Here is an 18,607-nt window from a genome sequence, read left to right as displayed (position 1 = left end):
GCAGATTATGCCGCATTAAATTTATTGTTTGATGTCTTTAGCACATCTGAAACCTAGGTTGGTCATACTGTAACGGGCCTTTAAACTAGAGCGCATAGCGTACCGCATAAAAGCTGCATAGTTCATCAGATCATTGGCACCTAATGCACCACTTGCACAAAATAAGCCTTGATCTGTATTGCCATTGTTTCTCGACTCACCTGTAATGATGATAGAGTTGAAATCAAGCGTCCACTCCCAGACCAATCCATGTAAATCATATACCCCGTAGACATTACTTGGTTTACTGCCTACTTGTAGTAAATAGGTTTTTGGGGTTTCATAACTTCTTAAAATCGCTAAATTATAAAGGCTATCTCCTCGGGCATCTTCTTTTACTTCATTGGCCATGGCTATATATTCCCACTCATCGACTGTGGGTAAACGTTTGCCTTGACATGCGCAATAAGCCTTTGCCGCAAACCAGGAAACTTGAATAACTGGACTGTTTTTCAATACTGATGGATAGGATAGATCATTTTCCCAAACTTCTAAGTATCTTTTGTCTGCAAATAATCCTTTTACCTTAGATTTTTGCCATTCCGGATATTCTTTCACGAATTCCAGGTACGCTTCATGTGTTACAGGAAGTGGGTCAATATAAAAGGCACTTACATTTACTTCTTCATTTGAGTTGCCATAGAGTGGGAGGTAAGACCCCCCATCTATTTTTTTCATCGCATTTTCCTGACCAAAAGTGGAAAAATGGATCAATGCAAGTGCCCCTATTAATACCCAATTTTTCATTATCTTTGTGCTTTTACCATTTGCGGTGTGACGACTTTTCCACTATTGCCCCAGCTATTGTATACGTAGGTCAAAACATTGGCAATCTCGCTATCATTCATTTGTTGCGCAGGCATTATACTATTATAAGTCTTACCGTTAACAACTAGCTCACCTGACAAGCCATGGAGCAATATCCCTATAGAGCGATCTACATCTGCATTGAGATAATCTGATTTAGCAAGTGGGGGGAAGGCATTTGGAATCCCTTCACCGTTTGGCTGATGACAAGCAAAGCATGCTTGCATGTAAAGGTTTTTACCGGCAATAAGTTGCTCTTCTTTGGTAAGATTTGCAGGAGCTTCAATTTCCAGTTCACTTTTAGGCATATTCTGTATTACGCTGCCTTCTGGTTGATATATCCCTTCCATTATTGCGCCGGCAAAAATCTCCTTGTTCTCTTCTCCGGACACGGAAAGAATACCTAAAGCCCCTTTATTAAATGCCCTGAAAATACTATGGTCTACAATTACCAGATTGGAGGGTACATCTGCCACAAATTCTACAATAGCAGATCCGCCAGCAGGAACCAGAGTTGTTTGAACATTGTGATTGAATTGTTCACCTCCTTCAAGGTAAACTTTGTCAAAAATCTCACCGATAACATGGAAGGAGGAAACTAAATTTGGGCCTCCATTACCGAAAAATATCCTGATGTTTTCACCAACTTTAGCTGTGATACTGTTGTCACCTGAGAGGCCATTAACCTTTCCATTAAACAATACGTAATCAGGGTTTTCATCAATGGCTTTTTGCATGCTAAATGGTTGTAATCCTTGCTGTCCAAATTTTCCTTCTGTATAAAAGTCACCTTGCATTACATAAAACTCTCTATCCACAGGAGGTAATCCTCCCTCTGGTTCAACCAATATCAAACCATACATGCCATTTGCAATGTGCATACCAACAGGTGCTGTTGCACAGTGATATACGAACAGGCCTGGGTTGATAACTTTAAAAGAGAACACCTTTTGCTGGCCTGGAGCAACAAATGAAGCTTCCGCTCCACCTCCTTGTCCTGTTACCGCATGAAGGTCTATATTGTGTGGTAGTTTGTTGTCTGGGTGGTTGCTGATAGTGAATTCTACGACGTCACCGACTCTCGTCCTGATGAAGGAACCGGGTACTGAGCCACCAAATGTCCAATACATATAGGTGACTCCATCTGCCATTTCACCCTCCTTTTCGATGATTTCCATTTCAACAAAAAGTTTTTTTGCAGGCCTGTTTCCAACTGGTGGTGGTACGTTTGGTGGTGCGGTAAGTGTGGCATGTTCTTCTCCAAATACCTTTATTTTAGAATAATCAGCAACACTTTTTGGCGTGTACCTTTTTTCTGATTCATTGCTTTGGCATCCAACTATTATTACTGGAATTAAAAGGATAAAAAGATAAAAATATCCTCTAAATGAATTCAATTTTTTTATTTCCATGATAAACTAGTATTTATATAGGTTGTGATTTTTTATAAGCTTCTTTTGGTACTGTTTTATGTGGTAAAGATAGTAAGAGAGCGTTCCACCTGATAAAGCAAAAATTAGGTCAGATCATGACATTTGTCATGTAATGAGATATTAATTGTAATAATACATTTTATTTTGAATAAATAAAAAATATAATTATTTACATCTTTAATAATGTTATAAAAAATTACATTATTTTGAATATATGTAAATGTACCATATTAAAATAGTAATGACGAGTGGAACGTGGTATTTCTACTTGGTTTTCATTGTCTTGATTAAAAGACTGTTAATCAGGTCGGTTTTTAATCACCTGTATAAAAACAAAGGTTACATGAATAATTGCATGTAACCTTTGTTAGATGACCTTATCAAAGTTTTTAATGCTACCCGCATTGACTAAAGGTCTAATTTAATTGGATGCTAAGTTTCAATTTTGTTTTAATTTTACGGTTTTATAATCTTTGAAACTAACAATAAGGGTTGCTGTTGAACTTGTTTTTATAGTGAATTTTCCATTAATATCTGTTACAGTTCCTACAACTACCGAACTTGTTTTAGTTTGCTCGACTATAATAGTGGCACCTGGAAGTAGGTTTCCTTTGGGATCTTGGACCGTACCTTTCCACATTCCATTGGCATATTTGGCATTAACTTTCAATGCATTCTTATTTGAATGGATTTCTCCATTGCTTATTTCCCCTTGAAATTCGGGTTGTTTGTCCAACGTGATGTCTTGGATCTCAAACAATTGTGTCTGAGTATTTGGAGGAATCGGATTTGGCTGATGGGCACTGATCTTTAATGAAAATCCAGTAACTATCAGTAATGTTGATAAGCTGAAATAAGCGATTCGAAGGCGCATAGTCGTTTTCTTTAAGGGTTTATTTAACATGATTAAACGGTGTTTTAGTGTGGAAGAAGATATGGCACTTGTCAATGCCATCGGGGTGTTATGGACAGTGAGTTTTAGAAGGAGTTTTTTGTATTTTATTGGGTGGACAAAATTTTGCACGTCTTGGTCGGCAAGGTATTCATGGTTAAGCACCATGGCTTTCTTCACCATAAATACAATTGGATTGAACCAAAAAACCACAGTAAGGAACTCCATTATTGCCAAATCAATATAATGGTTTTGTCTGATGTGAGCGAGCTCATGTTTTAGGATCATATCGGTCTTTTCGCTGGCTTCCCTATAAGTTGAGGGATGCATGAAAATGAATTTTCCAAAACTAAATGGAGACAAGACTTTTTCTGATAAAACAAGCATTGCACCTTTCATGGGCTGTAATGAGTCCTTTTTGGTCCAGTTGATTAACCTGATTAATGCACTTGATTTTATCGCGAGAAGGATAAAAGACACGGTCAGGTAAACCGTTAAAAGCCAAAATAGTGGAGAGATGCCCGTTGAAGGCGAAGGAATAACCTGAGAGGGATGAGCTTGCTGCTGGGCCAGTTGAAGATAGCTCGTCTGGACTGCGATTTCCTGTGGCAGAAATACGGGAATACTAAAGAAGGGAACAAGCATGGCTGCAGGTATCAAAAATATAAGCACCCAACGGTTTAATAGAAATGTTTTCTCTTTGGCCAGAAAAAGGCGAAAAAGCAGCATAAGGATTGCCGAACAAGCGATAAATTTGATTAAGTCTACCATCATTTTTTTCTTCTTTCAATTTCCGTTTCGACGAGTTTTTTAATTTCTTCCAATTCTTTTGTGGTTAGATCAGCTTTTTTGGTGAAAAATGAGGCAAACTGAAGAGGAGAATCAGAGAAAAAATCCTTAATGATGGTCTTTACCTGTCCAGAAAAGTAATCCGGCTTCTTTACAAGTGCATGGTATTGTCTTGAATTTCCAAACAATTTGAACCCCACATACCCTTTTTGCTGCATGCGTTTCAGTAATGTTGCCACGGTGCTGGGAGCAGGTTTGGGTTCCGGAAGAACTTCCAATAGTTCTTTCATAAATATGGGCTGGTTCGACCAGATCAATTCCATCAGTTTTTCTTCGGATTTGGATAAATTCATTCTATGTTTGCGTAATGTGTTCTACAAATGTAGATAAATATTTTATAACTCAAAATTTAAGTTGACTTTTTTTTCATAAATGCTTACTTACCAAATGATTCAATAGAATAAGTGGCCTAAAACAATATAGACATGATCAGCTTTTCTTTTTCTCACCAAAATAAGACGATAGCCAGGTTTTTAGCATAGCGCCATATAAAAAGATAAAACTATCTTAATTTATATGTAATTTTGTTTTATATGATTTAGTGAGGTTATTGGTTAGGGCGTTGATTGCACGAATGTCCAATACAAATACAGTCGAATAATGAGGAAATCCTGGGTTTTAATTTCAATGCTTAATTTTTTTATTGCGGCTGTTATGGGCTTGTTGCTTAGGGCGGTTTTTGTTTGGGAGCTAAACTGGTTGGATTACAAGAACATGCTACATGGCCACTCTCATGTTGCCCTTTTAGGTTGGCTATATATTGGGTTTTTTTTAATGATCCACGGTAGATTCCTAAGCAAGGAAATGGCCTCAAAACCCATCTATTCATGGCTATTTTGGTTGACTCAAATGGCTGTAACTGGTATGATGGTAGCCTTTCCCTTGCAGGGCTATGCAGGGTTTTCAATATTTTTTTCTTCCCTTCATATTCTTTTAAGCTACCTATTTGTTTTCAGGGTATGGAAAGACCATAATAAGGAAGATGTACAAATAACCCTCTTATTGAAAACCGCATTAAGCCTTCTCGTCCTATCTACACTTGGTGTCTGGGCGGTAGCTGTGATTATGGGGTCCGGAGGTGGTGGTGGGATCCTTTACCAGGTAGCCATTCAATTTTATCTGCACTTTCAGTTCAATGGTTGGCTATTATTTGCGCTCTTAACCCTTGTTTTAAAAGACTTCAAACCAGTAATTCCTTGGTCAGGTTTTCGTATTGTTTACTGGTTGATTTTAAGTAGCCAGATTTTGACTTTTGCATTGGTATTGTTCTGGGCCTATAAGTGGAATTGGGCTTATTACATCAATGCTGTCGGGGTTGTTATTCAGCTTGTTGGCTTAGGGGCTATTCTTTTTTCAAAAAAGATAGCTGCACAAAAACCATCACTTTCTTTCTCTTCAGTAGCGAAACAATTTTTGATGCTGGCTTTAATTGTAGGGCTTATTCGGGTGGCTTTTCAAACCCTGTTGGTAGTGCCGGTGCTAGCCGAAATGGCTGTTTTTCTTCGCGTATTTATTATTGGTTTTATTCACCTTAATATGCTGGGATTGTTCTCTGCCTACTTGATGTTTTCCTTTTTTAATACCTATGCTTCAGGATCTTCTGAAGATGTGTTAAAACCAGCGATATGGCCATTTTATTTGGGGTTTATAGGTTCTGAAATGCTTTTGTTTGCCCAAGGCTTTTACATTTGGCAGAAATGGGGCACTTTGACTTATTTCCATGAAGGCATGTTTTTACTCAGTTGCTTTTTACCATTAGGGATTTTTATTTATATGTATCTATTTCATCGAAATAGCCACAATGGCGTTGAGATGCTATCAATAGAGGTGTAATTCTTACCAGTCATTGGCATTAAAATAGTCAATTGATTTAAAGAAGAATTTCATGAAATAAGAATGACTTCTTCGCATTTCGGCTAAAGAAAAAAATTATTCATTGTCCATTGGTAGATCAGTCCTATGCCTGCTCCTAATACGATGATCAAAGGAGAAGGGATTTTACTGTACCTTAATAAAATATAGGTGCCTATGATAATCATTATGTTAATGAAATTGTTTTCCATAGGTTCAAATAAAAGGTAAGCTGCGGCAATTAGCATTCCGCAACTGACCGCATTTATACCCTCTAAAGCTGCTCTTACAGGCCGGTATTTTTTTAAGGCGTCCCAAAATCGAATCACGAAAAATATAAGAAAAGTACCAGGTAGGAAGATGCCGGCAGCAGCCACTAACCCTCCTGCAATCATTCCTGGGGCTCCCCATTCTCTCATGGACAATGCTCCAATATAAGAGCTAATACTAAAGGTTGGTCCCGGAATGCTTTGAGAAATGGCATAGCCGGTCAAGAATTCTTCTGAGCTCAAGTAGTGTTTAAACTCCACAAATTCTGTGTAGAGGTAAGGGACTAGCACCTGTCCTCCTCCAAAAATCAGAGACCCATTTCTGTAAAAAATTCTCAAATAATCTAACTGGCAAAAAATTTTGTGTAATGTCCCAAAACAGCTGCACCTATTAATACCCCCGCCCACAAAATAAAATTAGACCAGGAAATATTTATTTCCGATTTCTCTTCTATAATAGGTTGTTTGTTGTAGTTATGCGTGGTAATTAACCCACCTACAAGTAACATAATAGGGAAAATAAAAGGGGAGTTGTAAAAGAAGGCGATAAAAGCTGCAATCATCATTAGGATGGCAGCTTCTACTGTATGGATCATTTTTTTAATCGTGATCTGAGAAGCGTAGATAATGTACCCTATCGCCATGGGCTGAATGAATTTCGCAAAGCCCAGCTCTCCTTTGGTGTTGGACTGCAGGTACTCTATCAAAAAGGCTGTGGCGATCATTAGAATGGTAGCAGGGAGTACCCATACCAGTAAAGAAAGATAGGCCAAAAACGGCCCGCCAACTCTAAAGCCTATTGCAGATATGGTCTGTGTTGAGGTAGGCCCTGGCAATACCAAACAGAGGGCATTTAATTCTAGCAGGTCCTTCTCTGTGATAAAGCCTCTTTTTTTGACCATGATATCTAAAACCATGGCCAAAAAAACTTGCGGTCCACCAAAAGCTGTCAGAGAAAGTACGAGCACATCTTTCAGATATATATAATACCGTACCTTCCTGATGTCCGTCATAGGGGTGTTTTATTTTTTCAGGCCTAACTCTTTTAATCTTTCCTCTAAAAACTCACCTGCGGTGCAATCTTCAAAGGCTTTTGGGTGGTCCTCATCTACACATGAATCAAGGCAACTCAAATCCATTTCTGAGCGCGGGTGCAAGAAAAATGGAATGGAATACCTACTTGTATGCATGAGCTCTCGTGGTGGATTTACCACTCTGTGAATGGTGGATTTGAGCTTTTTGTTTGTCAATCTTTCCAGCATGTCTCCTACATTTACGATCAATTGATCGGGTAGGGCTGTGATAGGGATCCATTTCCCATCTCTTCGCAGCACTTGAAGGCCATCAGCACTGGCTCCCATTAGTAAAGTGATAAAGTTGATGTCTCCATGTTCAGCAGCACGTACAGCATCCTCTGGGATTGAATCGGTGTCTTTTATAGGGAAGTAGTGAATCGAGCGTAGGATAGAATTGCCATGTTCGATTTTGCTGTCAAAGTAACTTTCCTTAAGTCCTAAATTTAGGGCAATGGCCTGAAGCATGATTCTCCCAGCAGCCTCCAAAGTCTGAAATGCCTTCAAGGAAGTCTCTTTAAATCCAGGGACTTCTGATGGCCAAATGTTTGGGATATACTCTTCTTTTACGGGGTCATCATTTGAAATCATATCAAGTGGCTGGCCAACGTGGTAGAATTCTTTTAAATCACCAGTGTTTCGGCCCTTAGCATGTTCTTTTCCTTTACCAGCATAGCCCCTTTGAAAGCCCATTTCTGGCTTTTCATATTTGGATTTTATCTCGTCAGGTTGTAAGAAAAAATCTTTTATAGCTGCATACAAGTCGTCTTGTAGGCTTTGGTCCAGACCATGATTTTTTATAGCCACAAAACCAATGTTCTCGTAAGCTTCTCCTAGTTTCTTTACAAAGGCGGCTTTTTTACTTCTGTCACCAGAAACAAAATCTGCCAAGTCAAGACATGGAACCTCTTCAAATAAAATTTCGCCCATTTGATTTTTAAGTTTAACGCAAGGTAATTTTTTTATTGTTAAAAATAAATACCTTTGAAGCCGGATTACAGAATAGATTTTCAATTGGTGACTGAAATTGAAAGAAATGATAATATTGAATAGGCAGGACCGAAGGATGTAGTCATAAAATAGGAAATAGCCCGTTTAGTAGTGTTTTCTCAAAGTATTAAAATAGCTGAAGTATCTTTCTCCTTAGATTTTTATGAACAACCCAATATGAAATTTTACCATAATTGTATCGGACTGGCACTTGTAGTAGTAGCCATGATTTCTTGTGATTCTTCAAGTAATAAATCGGAAAACTTGAGCGAGGAACAAGTAACAGATTCAATTGCCTCAGTTGAAGAAGTAGTCGAAAAAATTTCCTTTGGACAACTTCAAGCTGAAATGAATCCAGATGCAATGCTGGATATTTACAACCCAATAGGGAATGAAAATTTCAAGGAAGGGAAAGTTTCTTTTCTTTTAATATTCGAAACCACGGGTTAGGTAGAGAAAACCCATTAATGCTATCCTTAAATGGTGCCTCGCCAAAACCGTATAGCATGCCTAATTTTCTAATGGATTTAAACAAAGGCACTTATAGGGCAGTGGCTTTTCTGCTCAATGAGGAAGGGCTGTCCTTAAAAGAATATGGTAATTTTTCTGCTAGAGATTTTACGGTCGGAGAGTCCAGGCCTTTTCCTGAAGACGATGCTCCATATGTCATTTTACACCTTCCAGCTGAGCAGCAAGCCTATGCGCCGGAGGAAGCTGTGATTGTGGACTTTCTTTATTTGGGCGGAGGACCAGAAAGCGATGGTGTGAAAGTGAAAATCGAGATAGATGGGCAGGAGTACTATACCCAAGAGATAGCTCCTGTGCAATTGTCAAAGCTCTCAAAAGGACCACATAGCTTGAAAATCAGTTTGGTCGGTGCGGCCAATGACCAAGAGATAGGTGGTGTCTTTGCTAGCGAAACACGGAATATTATAATAGAGTAAGTAGTATCTATTTATTTTAAGATAGCAGGGTACGTAAGACGGTTAAAGATTTTATCTCCCCAAACCCGTCCATGTGGATTTTATAGAACAATATCCAGTCGTCTAATAATTGCCTTTTGGCATTTCCTGGAATCACTGGTGGACTGTGGTCTTCACTTTCTAGGATTTGATCCAGAAATTGAACCTTATTGTTATATATCCTTCCTGATTGATCTACGGGGAGCTGTAAGAAAAAATCAGCAGCATCTTCAGGTTCAAAACCCAGGTAGCGGGAGGTGCTTATCAAAAAGTATAAGGGGAACAATGCTGGCTGGTAATGTTCAGCATCTAAGGTTAAGATTTGTTTTCTGAGATGATCAAAGAGCAATTCGTTTTGATAGTTGTCATAAACAACCTTACCCATTATTTCTGCCACAAACATGCTTATTCCTGACCGAATAAAATCGAAAGGAATCCGCTGAAAACTGCTATCTGATTTTATTTCAGCTATTCTGTTGATGTTGGCATTCTCTTTATCGTATACAACGAGGTCAACAAGTGTTAATGGTTGGAAAAGGGCGACTTTAGAGGAAGATTTTGTGCTCCTGACCCCGTTTACCACATAAGATTTGAGCCCTAGTTCCCGGGTGAATATTTTGGTGATTATTGATGTTTCTCTGTATTTTGTATATCCAATTACAATACCTGTTGTTTTTTTTAGTCATTGGCCCATTACCTAAAGGTCATAAAAACATTTGCGACATCGGGCTTCATAGCTTTCTTTCTCTCCCAACATCACCTTGTTTTTGTCGGCTGACAGTCTGTAACTAAAAGAAGCAAGATCACCGCATTTCATACAGATAGCATGTACTTTAGTGACATATTCTGCAATGGCCAATAGTTGGGGCATTGGCTCAAATGGATTGCCTTCAAAGTCCATGTCCAACCCAGCAATGATTACCCTTGTACCAGCATTTGCTAGTTTTTCTACAACAGGAATTATCTGAGCATCAAAAAACTGAACTTCATCTATCCCCACGACATCACAATTTCCAGCAAGAAGCAAAATGTCTTCTGCGAATTGTACAGGCGTGGATCGGATTATATTTTCATCATGTGACACTACATTGTTGTCATCATACCTTTTGTCTATGGCGGGTTTAAAGATCTCAACCTTTTGCCTGGCTATTAAAGCCCTTTTTAAGCGTCTGATCAATTCTTCCGTTTTGCCCGAAAACATTGAACCACATATTACCTCCAATTGACCCTTTGGCCCTTTATTTCCGGTTTTTCCTAAAGATGGTTCAATAAACATAAATTATGGATAAGGTAAAAAATCTTTATAATTGATTAGATCAAACATAGCGATTGAATCAATACCAATATAAATTTGAGTAATGTTTAAACAGCCAAAATTAATTGATTTATATTTATTAATAAAAATTAAAAGAAGATTAAGCATCAGATTATGAAATGGCCAGCCCAAGCGCCTTTCAATAACGGATGAAATTGCAATTAAATAGGCTGGTTTCAGTAGTGCGAGAAGGGTTTAACCTTCACATGTTTCTGAATTACTTGGTTTTTGTTCTTTTTGCCAACAAAGGCAAGAACTGAAGATTTTACCAGCGGAATGCTACCATAGCTTTGAACAAAACCTTTTGCCAGACTGAATTTTATTTAAAATTTAGCCTGGAAGTAACACCTTTGAGGATCCTAGAAAAGCACTAAGTATTTGATATTGAATGATTTTATACTTTAGTATTGATGTGATTTACAGGTTTTAGAAAGTCGTAGGTGAATTTGAGGTTTACAATTCTATCAGCTTCTTTATTTAAAGAATAAATTACATAACTTTACCTCTATATAATAGGGAGAAATTCAAGTAATATGACGAAACAAATGATTTTAGATCAGGATTATATTGACAGTTATTCCAGAGATTTTTCTCAAATAATCTGCGACAATCATTTTACCCACCGGAAGTACATTAGTGGACAAGAAATAATTGAGCTAACCCATTCTTTTCAGCTTAATTTAATGGTTATCAGAGAGCTTTTTGAGGATTGGCAAAAACAGACCGATTCATTCTCAAAGAATCCTTATTTTGATTTCCAGGACAATGTTGTAAAAGAAGCCTTGTCCACTTTTATGAATGTGCTTTCCAGATCCATTAAAATAGAAAAGATAGATTTTGAGCCTTTATTGGGGCGTGCAGTGGGAAAAACCATTCTCCTGGCGGTGGATCCGGTAACTTTTATAGAATCAGTATTAGAAGAGGGACACAAAGAACCTGCTTCCTATGTAAAGGAATTGAAAAAATACATAAAATGGTACCGGGAGTCTTGGGTGCCTGCTGCAGAAGATTGGGCTGCAGATACAGGAAGCCTCTTTTGGAAACAAAAACTATATGAAGGGTTTGAAAAAGAATCAGATGATTCGTCTCAACCTTTGGCATTGCTTGCGCCTTTACAAGAAGTATTAACCTTGAACTTTGATACGCTAATTAAAGATATACCTGAGGAGTCCAAACCTGATGTTTTCGCTGAAGTGGAAAAAGAGGTAGAAGAGGAGCCTAAACATTATATTGTTGAAAAAACAGAGGTTGTTATTGAAGAGCAGGAAGTCGAATCCTCAAATCATATTCAGGAAGACGAAGCTCCGACTGAAAAGCGAATTGAAACGATAGACCCGTCAATTGTGTGGGCTAAGTTTGATGCCGAGGAAAACCCTTATATGAAAGGAAGTATTTCTCATTTGAAAGAAGGAATGGGGATCAATCAGCGCATAATGTTTACCAAGAGACTATTTCAAGGTAATCCGGATTTGATGGATCAAGCTATTTTTGAGTTGGATGCAACAGATAGTTTCTTTGAGGCCATTGATTTACTTAACAGAAGTTTCGTTTTGAGCCTGAATTGGGACATCCATTCTGAGGAAGTGCTGGAATTACTTCAATTGATATTTAGAAAATATGATGAAGTTTAATGGAACTGAGGAATCATTATGCCAATCTGCATAATTCAGCCCTGTCCATTATAAATAAGGAGGGCTTCTCTCAAGATGCAGATTTAGACAATCCTATGGATCTAAGGAGGGGTTTGACACTGCTACTTAGGCCTAATTTGCAGGTGAAAGAAGCATTTGAAACGTTTATTCATAAAGCCCAACATATTCTTCCTGATCAATATTTTTATCAAGCAGCTGACCTGCATGTCACTGTAATGCCTATCATCTCTTGTTACGAGGGATTCTCTTTGGAGAAGCTGGACCTGGATAAATACGAAAGCCTTATTCAAAAGGCCTTAGAAGGAATAGGTAAAATAGAACTTAACTTTGAGGGAGTATTCACCTCTCCTTCATGTTTGATTATAAAAGGTTATCCACTAAATGATGCGCTAACTCGTTTTAGGCAAAACCTCAGGAATAGTTTTGCTACCTCGAAGGTGGAGCAGTCTTTGGACAAGCGTTACAAATTGGTCACAGCACACAGTACTGTGGTTAGGTTCAGCAAACCCATAGAAGAAGTGAATGCAGTTTTAGCTTTAGTGGATGCCTTTAGCAACCACAAATTCGGACAACAAGCTTTTGACCAAGTCGAATTTGTTTTCAATGATTGGTACCAACGAAAATCCATTGTTAAGACATTGAATACTTATACACTTCCCTTTCGCTAAGTTTATTAGGAAGTTCTATAGTGGTTATTATTTTGGATGGACTGATACATTGTCCACAAAAAATATCCCCAATGGTTCTTTTTTGTCAGCTCCGGGCAATGGAGGTACCAGGTCTTCATTGGGAGTTTTTCTATTGGGAAGGTCTCTGTATTCTCCTGTTCTAAAGGAAATCCGCTCGACTGATTTTACAGCTTCTGTAAGGGGGAGTGTTTTAGCCACTAATTTCCCATTCCAATACAGGTCAAATTGCCCATAAATACTGGCATGTAGGTCCAATTTTATACTGTTCCATTTGTTGAGGGTGACATTCCCTAAATCTACTTCTTCACTACCTGAGAAATAGGCAAGATTTCCAGATGAAGTCAATTTTAACCGTACTGGTCGATTTCCAAACTGGTCTGTAATGTCCATTTCCAATGTGCCCTTATTGGTATCAGGTACCATAAAATCCCAACTGATAGCTACATCTTGACTGGTCTCGAATACTCGGATCGCTCTTGCGTAATCGTATGGATCTTCATCTGAGAGTTGCAGTGCCAGCCCATGTTCTTCGGTTGAATTCACTATATTGACAGGAGCCCATTTGGGTGAATAAATGTTCCAGTTTGGGATTGCTTCATTCTCTACAAGTTGGTCAAAGTCATCATCAACAGGACCATTGACAGTGTATCGGATGGGTGTAGGCACCTTACTTACCCACATGTCTTCTTTGTTCATGCTATAAGTTAGCCACATGTCATCGCCAGGAGGGTTTCCATTGCCTTTTACGATGCCCCTTACATAACAAGGTCCAAAATCCTTCCACCTCCCATAAAATCTTCTGGGAGGGACTTCGCCTTGAACCAAAACCATGTCATCAAAAATCACTCCATCGTCTGAACTGATGACGATAAGTGGGTACCGGTATTCGTCAATGTCAATGGGATTATAGGTTAATGCGTACCGATCGTCTTCAGTCTGCTGTCCCCAAACTTTCCCTCCGGCCATTGTAAGTGTTGATGCCTTAACTGGTGTTGAGAAGTGCTTGCCTCCATCTGTTGATAAAGCGGTTACAGACCGCTTCCAAAAACCAACTATTTTTCCATCTTTACGGGAATAATAAGAAAAGGCTTCGCCTCCACGTTCCCCTGTATAAAATCCATCCAGACCATTGTCTTCATCCCGCCACTGCAAGGTGATTAAAGTGTCACCTAGTAATTCCTCGCAGGCAGCGATAAAAGCCTTGTCTTTTGAAGTATTGTAGAAAGGAAAGGAGGTGTTGGTAGAATCCCAATCAGTGTGACTATTGTACCTGATGAAATATATAGGCCCATAACTGCCATCCTTATTCACTTCTCTTACCACCCTGCCTATGCCACCTTTCTCAAATGGATCTTCCGTATGTCCATAAAAAGCTATGGTGAGTAATTTTCCATTTTTGCTAGTGAAAAACCCCATTCTCTGGTGCATCATATAGCCATCGTATCCTGCTGGGATTTTGACCCCAGCAGGCGGCTGGTAGGGTGGGAAAATCACTTCTGGTTTAGACCAATTTCTACCATCGGTGGAGGTCGTCATTAAAGTCTGTCCAGGAGCAATGTGTTCGTCTACAGGATTACTTAAGTACTGCTGATAAAATTTCCCTTCCCAGTAGGCAAGGTTGGAGGCATGATTGTAAGTCCAACCATAATCATCAGCCAATTTAGGATTTGTTCGATTTACCCGTAACGTTTGCCTGCTATCTACGCCTATTGCATACCTCAGCCTGCCTTCATGCCTATCGGGATCAACACTGTTGCCACCTATATAGCGTACCGGCTCGTCGATACTGCCCGTTTGGCTAAAACCTGCCAGAGGTAAGCCAAACAGCAACAATAAACAGCAATAGAAACTAAAGTTACGGGAAATCATTGGCTTATAGTTTAATGAAGATCTTATTCTTAAACAGTAGGTATGCCGGTATGAAATTGAGCATGACAAATAAGATGGCATATATCATACTTACCAGATTTACAGGAAGTCCTATTCCTGTAAATACATCAATAAAATACATGTTGAGCGATTGACCACCTATTTCAAGCGTGTAAAAAAGCAATGACAAGACGTCCGCTAAAACGTAGACTGTAATTGCATTGGCTCCAAAAATGATACCCACGGAAGTACCTTTCTTTTTACCGAGAATATCTACGACAAAATAACTTGCACCTAAAGCAATAAATCCTGCTCCACCGGTGATCAAAGTAAAAGAACTTGTCCATAGGTGTTTGTTAATAGGGAAAACCTGTGCCCAGAGTAAGCCAGTTAATACCAATACCAATCCTATAGCCATCAGGTAATTTGATTTTAAATTTTCACCTTTTACAGATAACAAAATTCTACCGGCAAGAAGACCGAGAATACCTGTAACAATTGCTGGAAGTGTAGTGAAGAAACCTTCTGGATCCCATGTCACTTCCCACATTCTTCCTGGTAAGAACATTCTGTCAATCCAGGCCGCTAAGTTTCGCCCTGGCTCTAACATAACTACTCCTTCATCTGGCGTAGGAATCAAGGTCATGCATAACCAATAAAATATTAGAATTCCCCCACCAAGGTAGGCTTGCTTTTTCCAGCCAACATTTAAAAACAAAAATGAACTCGCTAGAAAGACAATTGATATTCTTTGTAATACTCCAGCGATCCGCATATTTGAAAAATCGAAGTCGGGAATAAGGTTTAGAAATATTCCCAGAACAAATAGCTTTATAGCTCTTGTGATGATTTTCTTATACATTCCTCCTTTAGGAACACCTTCATCCAGTCTTTTAGAATAGGCAAATGCCACTGAGACGCCCACCATGAAAATAAAAAATGGAAAAATGAAATCTGTCATGGTCATTCCATTCCATTCTGCATGCAATAAAGGTGGATATACATGGCTCCATGATCCTGGATAATTCACCAAAATCATGGCGGCAATTGTAAAACCCCGGAGTGCATCCAGAGATATTAATCTAGTAATTGTAGGCTTCATACAATATATTTTTTTATTTAATAGTCAATTTAATACCATGAGGTGTAATAATAAGGCTACTTAAACATTTTAATTATGAATAAAATCACTCGGATCGTTTCCTTTTTACTTTTAATAAACTGCTTTTTCGCTTGTCAATCCTCACCGGATTGGAATGAGGCTGTTGATGATATTTATATTGATTGGGGAATAAAAAGTAACTTTACGGCCGAAGAGGGTCAATTTGAAGCCAGTTTCGGAATTGAAAATCGCAGCCAATTGACGCTCGGAGAAGATGGTTGGGCCTTGTTTTTTAGTATGTCTCCAAGAGGTATATTGTCCACCCAAAATGCAAACATTACGCACCTTAACGGAGATTGGTACAAGCTGAGCCCAGAAGATGGTTTCTCATTGGCTCCAGGTGAGCGTGTTGAGATCCCTTATTTAGGAATCGAGGGAGTCATTAAAGAATCGGACGCTCCAATGGGTTTGTATTTTGTCTTTTACAGTGAAGATGGAGAATCTGAAGAGATTATTGCTGTGAATAATTTAGAGGTTAAGCCTTTTACAGAAGACCAACAGCGCTTGAGAGGTACCATGGATAAAGAGGCCCCTTATTCAGCCGAAAGTCAATATGAAAGCAATGAGAATTTAGTGAAATTGAATAAGGAAGAATTATTCCCAATAATACCTACTCCTTATAAAGTGATAGAAGGGGATGGTGAATTTAAAATCGATGAAAAAACGACTATTGGATTTGAAGATGGACTTTCAAATGAAGCAGAATATCTTGGTGAGAAGCTCAGTTCCCTTGCTGGTGTTAAATTTTCAACTCAAGCCGGTACTACCAGCAATAACGGGATATTATTAAAGCTGGCAAATATTGAGGTTAATGGGAAGAAAGAAGAAGCTTACCAATTGGATATCAACCAGAATGGGGTGACGATATCAGGAACTGATCCTGCAGGAGTTTTTTACGGTGTGCAAAGTTTACTGGCCCTTTTAGGAAATGATACTTATTTGAATCCACAATTGCCTTTCACCTTACCTTATGTTGCTATAGCTGATTCTCCAAGATTTGGTTTCAGAAGTTTGCATATGGATGTGGTAAGAAATTTTCAAACCAAGGAGACCATTAAAAGGACCCTTGACATTATGGCACATTATAAGTTGAATCATTTTTTATTTTATACAACTGAAGATGAAGGATGGAGATTGGAAATACCAGGTTTACCTGAGCTTACTGAAGTAGGCGGACAAAGACAACATGCCAAGAGTATGCATGAGCCATCAGTCCATCCAGGATATGGGTCTGGTCCATTTTCCTATATGGAAGGAAAACATGGAAGTGGCTTCTACACTAAAGAAGAATTTATTGATATCCTTGAATATGCAAAAGCGAGGCATATTACAGTGATTCCAGTATTGAATTTCCCAGGACATGCCAGAGCGGCCATTAAGTCTATGGAAAAAAGATACCTGAGATTAATGGAAGAGGGTGACACAGAGGGAGCGGAAGCTTATCGGCTTATAGACCCGGAAGACCAGTCGAAGTACATGTCTGCCCAATCATTCAAAGACAATGTAGTGAATGTGGCCAGTGCTTCAACATATGACTTTTACCTCAAGGTAGTTGATGAATTGACGAAGATGTATGAAGAGGCTGGTTTGGAGCTTAAAAAGATGCATTCTGGAGGAGATGAAGTAGCAGAAGGTGCCTGGACTGCCTCACCTCAGGCCAAAAAGCTTATGGAAAAGCTTCCTGAAATCAAAGATCCTAAAAACCTGCAAACTTATTTTTTCAGGACTTTATTGGAAAAGTTGGCAGATAGGGATTTAGAAATGCATGTTTGGGAAGAAATGGTGCTATTGAAAGATGAGTCTGGAGTTTATACACCCAATCCGGAATTTGCTGACAAAAAGGTAGTTCCTTATATATGGAACAATATGTTTGATTATCCTGATCTGGGATATCAGTTGGCAAATATGGGCTATGATGTTGTATTATGTAATGTGTCCAACTTTTATTTTGACTTGGCCTACAGCAATGACCCTGAAGAACCGGGTTTATATTGGGCTGGATTTGTCAATACCAAGAATGCTTGGGCCTTTGCTCCATATGATTGGTTCAAGACCACTTATAAGACCAGTATGGGAGAGGTAATTGATCGGGATGAAGAGTTTAAGGATATGGTAAGGATAAAGCCTGAAGCTAAGAAAAACATCATAGGATTGGAAGCGCAGCTATGGACTGAAACAGTGAAAGGTAGGGATATGGCGGAGTACTATATGTTTCCTAAAATGCTTGGCTTTGCTGAAAGTGCCTGGGCAGCGGAACGTGATTGGGAAAAGGAAACTGATTTGGTTAAAATGGATCAAAGCATTGCTAAAGGCTGGAATCAATTTGCAAATAGAGTTGGGCAAACAGCATTTTCGAGACTGAAATGGTGGAATGGTGGTTATAATTATCGAATCGCTCCTGCTGGTGCCAAAGTTGTGGATGGTAAAATGTATGCCAATGTAAATTTCCCTGGCTTGCAAATAAGGTATACCACTGATGGTACTGAGCCTACAATGACAGCTAAAGAATATACTGGGCCAGTAGAGATCAGTGGAGAAATTGTTCTCAAGGTTTTTGATGATACAGGCAAAGGAAGCAGAGCCATAAAAGTTTCACCAAAGAATTGGGAGCTAAGAGAGGCTAAGTAAAACCTAAATAAAATTCTGATTTAATAAAGTAATGTATGGGTTTTCATGTATTAGGTAATTTTAACATACTTTAACAGAATAATATATCGTTAAAATTAAATTAACCAATAAAAATCACCAAGCTAAT

General features: G+C 38.7%; 15 protein-coding genes and 1 pseudogene. 6 read left to right on the top strand and 10 right to left on the bottom strand.

The window, feature by feature from the left end; translation table 11 throughout:
• Positions 1-21: 21 nt before the first annotated feature.
• The 4 genes from ADICYQ_RS18600 to ADICYQ_RS18585 all read right to left on the bottom strand — a co-directional run bounded on the left by ADICYQ_RS18600 (position 22) and on the right by ADICYQ_RS18585 (position 4,313).
• On the bottom strand, positions 22-786 hold the full coding sequence (locus ADICYQ_RS18600; protein WP_020892056.1) for a formylglycine-generating enzyme family protein: 765 nt from the start codon (positions 784-786) through the stop codon (positions 22-24).
• The gene (gene nirK / locus ADICYQ_RS18595) at positions 786-2,258 is read right to left on the bottom strand and encodes a copper-containing nitrite reductase (protein WP_020892055.1); all 1,473 of its coding nucleotides are present in this window, start codon (positions 2,256-2,258) and stop codon (positions 786-788) included. The genes ADICYQ_RS18600 and nirK overlap by 1 nt, the downstream gene beginning before the upstream one ends.
• Before the next feature lie 460 nt (positions 2,259-2,718).
• A complete protein-coding gene (locus ADICYQ_RS18590) occupies positions 2,719-3,945 on the bottom strand; it encodes a M56 family metallopeptidase (protein ID WP_020892054.1) in 1,227 nt (408 codons plus the stop codon).
• Positions 3,942-4,313: a BlaI/MecI/CopY family transcriptional regulator gene (locus ADICYQ_RS18585; RefSeq protein ID WP_020892053.1), complete on the bottom strand. Its 372-nt coding sequence runs from the start codon at positions 4,311-4,313 to the stop codon at positions 3,942-3,944. Before ADICYQ_RS18585 ends, ADICYQ_RS18590 begins: the two co-directional genes overlap by 4 nt.
• A 334-nt stretch (positions 4,314-4,647) precedes the next feature.
• On the opposite strand from ADICYQ_RS18585, the gene ADICYQ_RS18580 reads away from it, so the two are divergent.
• Entirely contained in the window at positions 4,648-5,853 is a 1,206-nt protein-coding gene (locus ADICYQ_RS18580; protein WP_235114798.1) for a hypothetical protein, read from the top strand.
• A gap of 83 nt (positions 5,854-5,936) precedes the next feature.
• Here ADICYQ_RS18580 and chrA read toward each other — a convergent pair.
• Positions 5,937-7,153, bottom strand: a pseudogene (gene chrA / locus ADICYQ_RS30875) (chromate efflux transporter).
• A gap of 9 nt (positions 7,154-7,162) precedes the next feature.
• A complete protein-coding gene (locus ADICYQ_RS18570; protein WP_020892049.1) occupies positions 7,163-8,143 on the bottom strand; it encodes an isopenicillin N synthase family dioxygenase in 981 nt (326 codons plus the stop codon).
• 237 nt (positions 8,144-8,380) lie between these two features.
• Between ADICYQ_RS18570 and ADICYQ_RS26260 the strand changes: the two genes are divergently transcribed.
• Together ADICYQ_RS26260 and ADICYQ_RS26255 are read left to right on the top strand one after the other, a co-directional pair.
• Positions 8,381-8,653, top strand: coding sequence for a hypothetical protein (locus tag ADICYQ_RS26260; protein WP_051160280.1), 273 nt, complete (start codon positions 8,381-8,383; stop codon positions 8,651-8,653).
• A gap of 56 nt (positions 8,654-8,709) precedes the next feature.
• The gene (locus ADICYQ_RS26255) at positions 8,710-9,147 is read left to right on the top strand and encodes a hypothetical protein (RefSeq protein WP_020892047.1); all 438 of its coding nucleotides are present in this window, start codon (positions 8,710-8,712) and stop codon (positions 9,145-9,147) included.
• A 16-nt stretch (positions 9,148-9,163) separates the two neighbouring features.
• Here the strand turns inward: ADICYQ_RS26255 and recO are convergent, their stop codons facing one another.
• Both recO and ADICYQ_RS18555 read right to left on the bottom strand, forming a co-directional pair.
• Positions 9,164-9,829: a DNA repair protein RecO gene (gene recO, locus ADICYQ_RS18560; protein WP_040417085.1), complete on the bottom strand. Its 666-nt coding sequence runs from the start codon at positions 9,827-9,829 to the stop codon at positions 9,164-9,166.
• Positions 9,830-9,862: 33 nt separating this feature from the next.
• Complete coding sequence (locus ADICYQ_RS18555) at positions 9,863-10,441, bottom strand: thymidine kinase (RefSeq protein WP_020892045.1); 579 nt, start codon at positions 10,439-10,441, stop codon at positions 9,863-9,865.
• 572 nt (positions 10,442-11,013) lie between these two features.
• Here ADICYQ_RS18555 and ADICYQ_RS18550 point away from each other — a divergent pair.
• Complete coding sequence (locus ADICYQ_RS18550) at positions 11,014-12,111, top strand: DUF8457 domain-containing protein (protein ID WP_040417083.1); 1,098 nt, start codon at positions 11,014-11,016, stop codon at positions 12,109-12,111.
• The gene (locus tag ADICYQ_RS18545; RefSeq protein WP_040417081.1) at positions 12,111-12,800 is read left to right on the top strand and encodes a 2'-5' RNA ligase family protein; all 690 of its coding nucleotides are present in this window, start codon (positions 12,111-12,113) and stop codon (positions 12,798-12,800) included. The genes ADICYQ_RS18550 and ADICYQ_RS18545 overlap by 1 nt, the downstream gene beginning before the upstream one ends.
• Positions 12,801-12,827: 27 nt before the next feature.
• Here the strand turns inward: ADICYQ_RS18545 and ADICYQ_RS18540 are convergent, their stop codons facing one another.
• The gene (locus tag ADICYQ_RS18540) at positions 12,828-14,690 is read right to left on the bottom strand and encodes a sialidase/neuraminidase family protein (protein ID WP_020892041.1); all 1,863 of its coding nucleotides are present in this window, start codon (positions 14,688-14,690) and stop codon (positions 12,828-12,830) included.
• A 4-nt stretch (positions 14,691-14,694) separates the two neighbouring features.
• Entirely contained in the window at positions 14,695-15,792 is a 1,098-nt protein-coding gene (locus ADICYQ_RS18535) for an acyltransferase family protein (protein WP_040417079.1), read from the bottom strand.
• Positions 15,793-15,867: 75 nt separating this feature from the next.
• Here ADICYQ_RS18535 and ADICYQ_RS18530 point away from each other — a divergent pair, with 75 nt between their 5' ends.
• Positions 15,868-18,480 carry a family 20 glycosylhydrolase gene (locus ADICYQ_RS18530; RefSeq protein WP_020892039.1) on the top strand — a complete coding sequence of 871 codons (2,613 nt, stop codon included), beginning with the start codon at positions 15,868-15,870 and terminating at the stop codon, positions 18,478-18,480.
• Positions 18,481-18,607 lie beyond the last annotated feature (127 nt).

It is taken from the genome of Cyclobacterium qasimii M12-11B (assembly GCF_000427295.1).
In the GTDB taxonomy this organism is placed as follows: domain Bacteria; phylum Bacteroidota; class Bacteroidia; order Cytophagales; family Cyclobacteriaceae; genus Cyclobacterium; species Cyclobacterium qasimii.
This window is presented reverse-complemented; position numbering and strand designations above follow the sequence as displayed.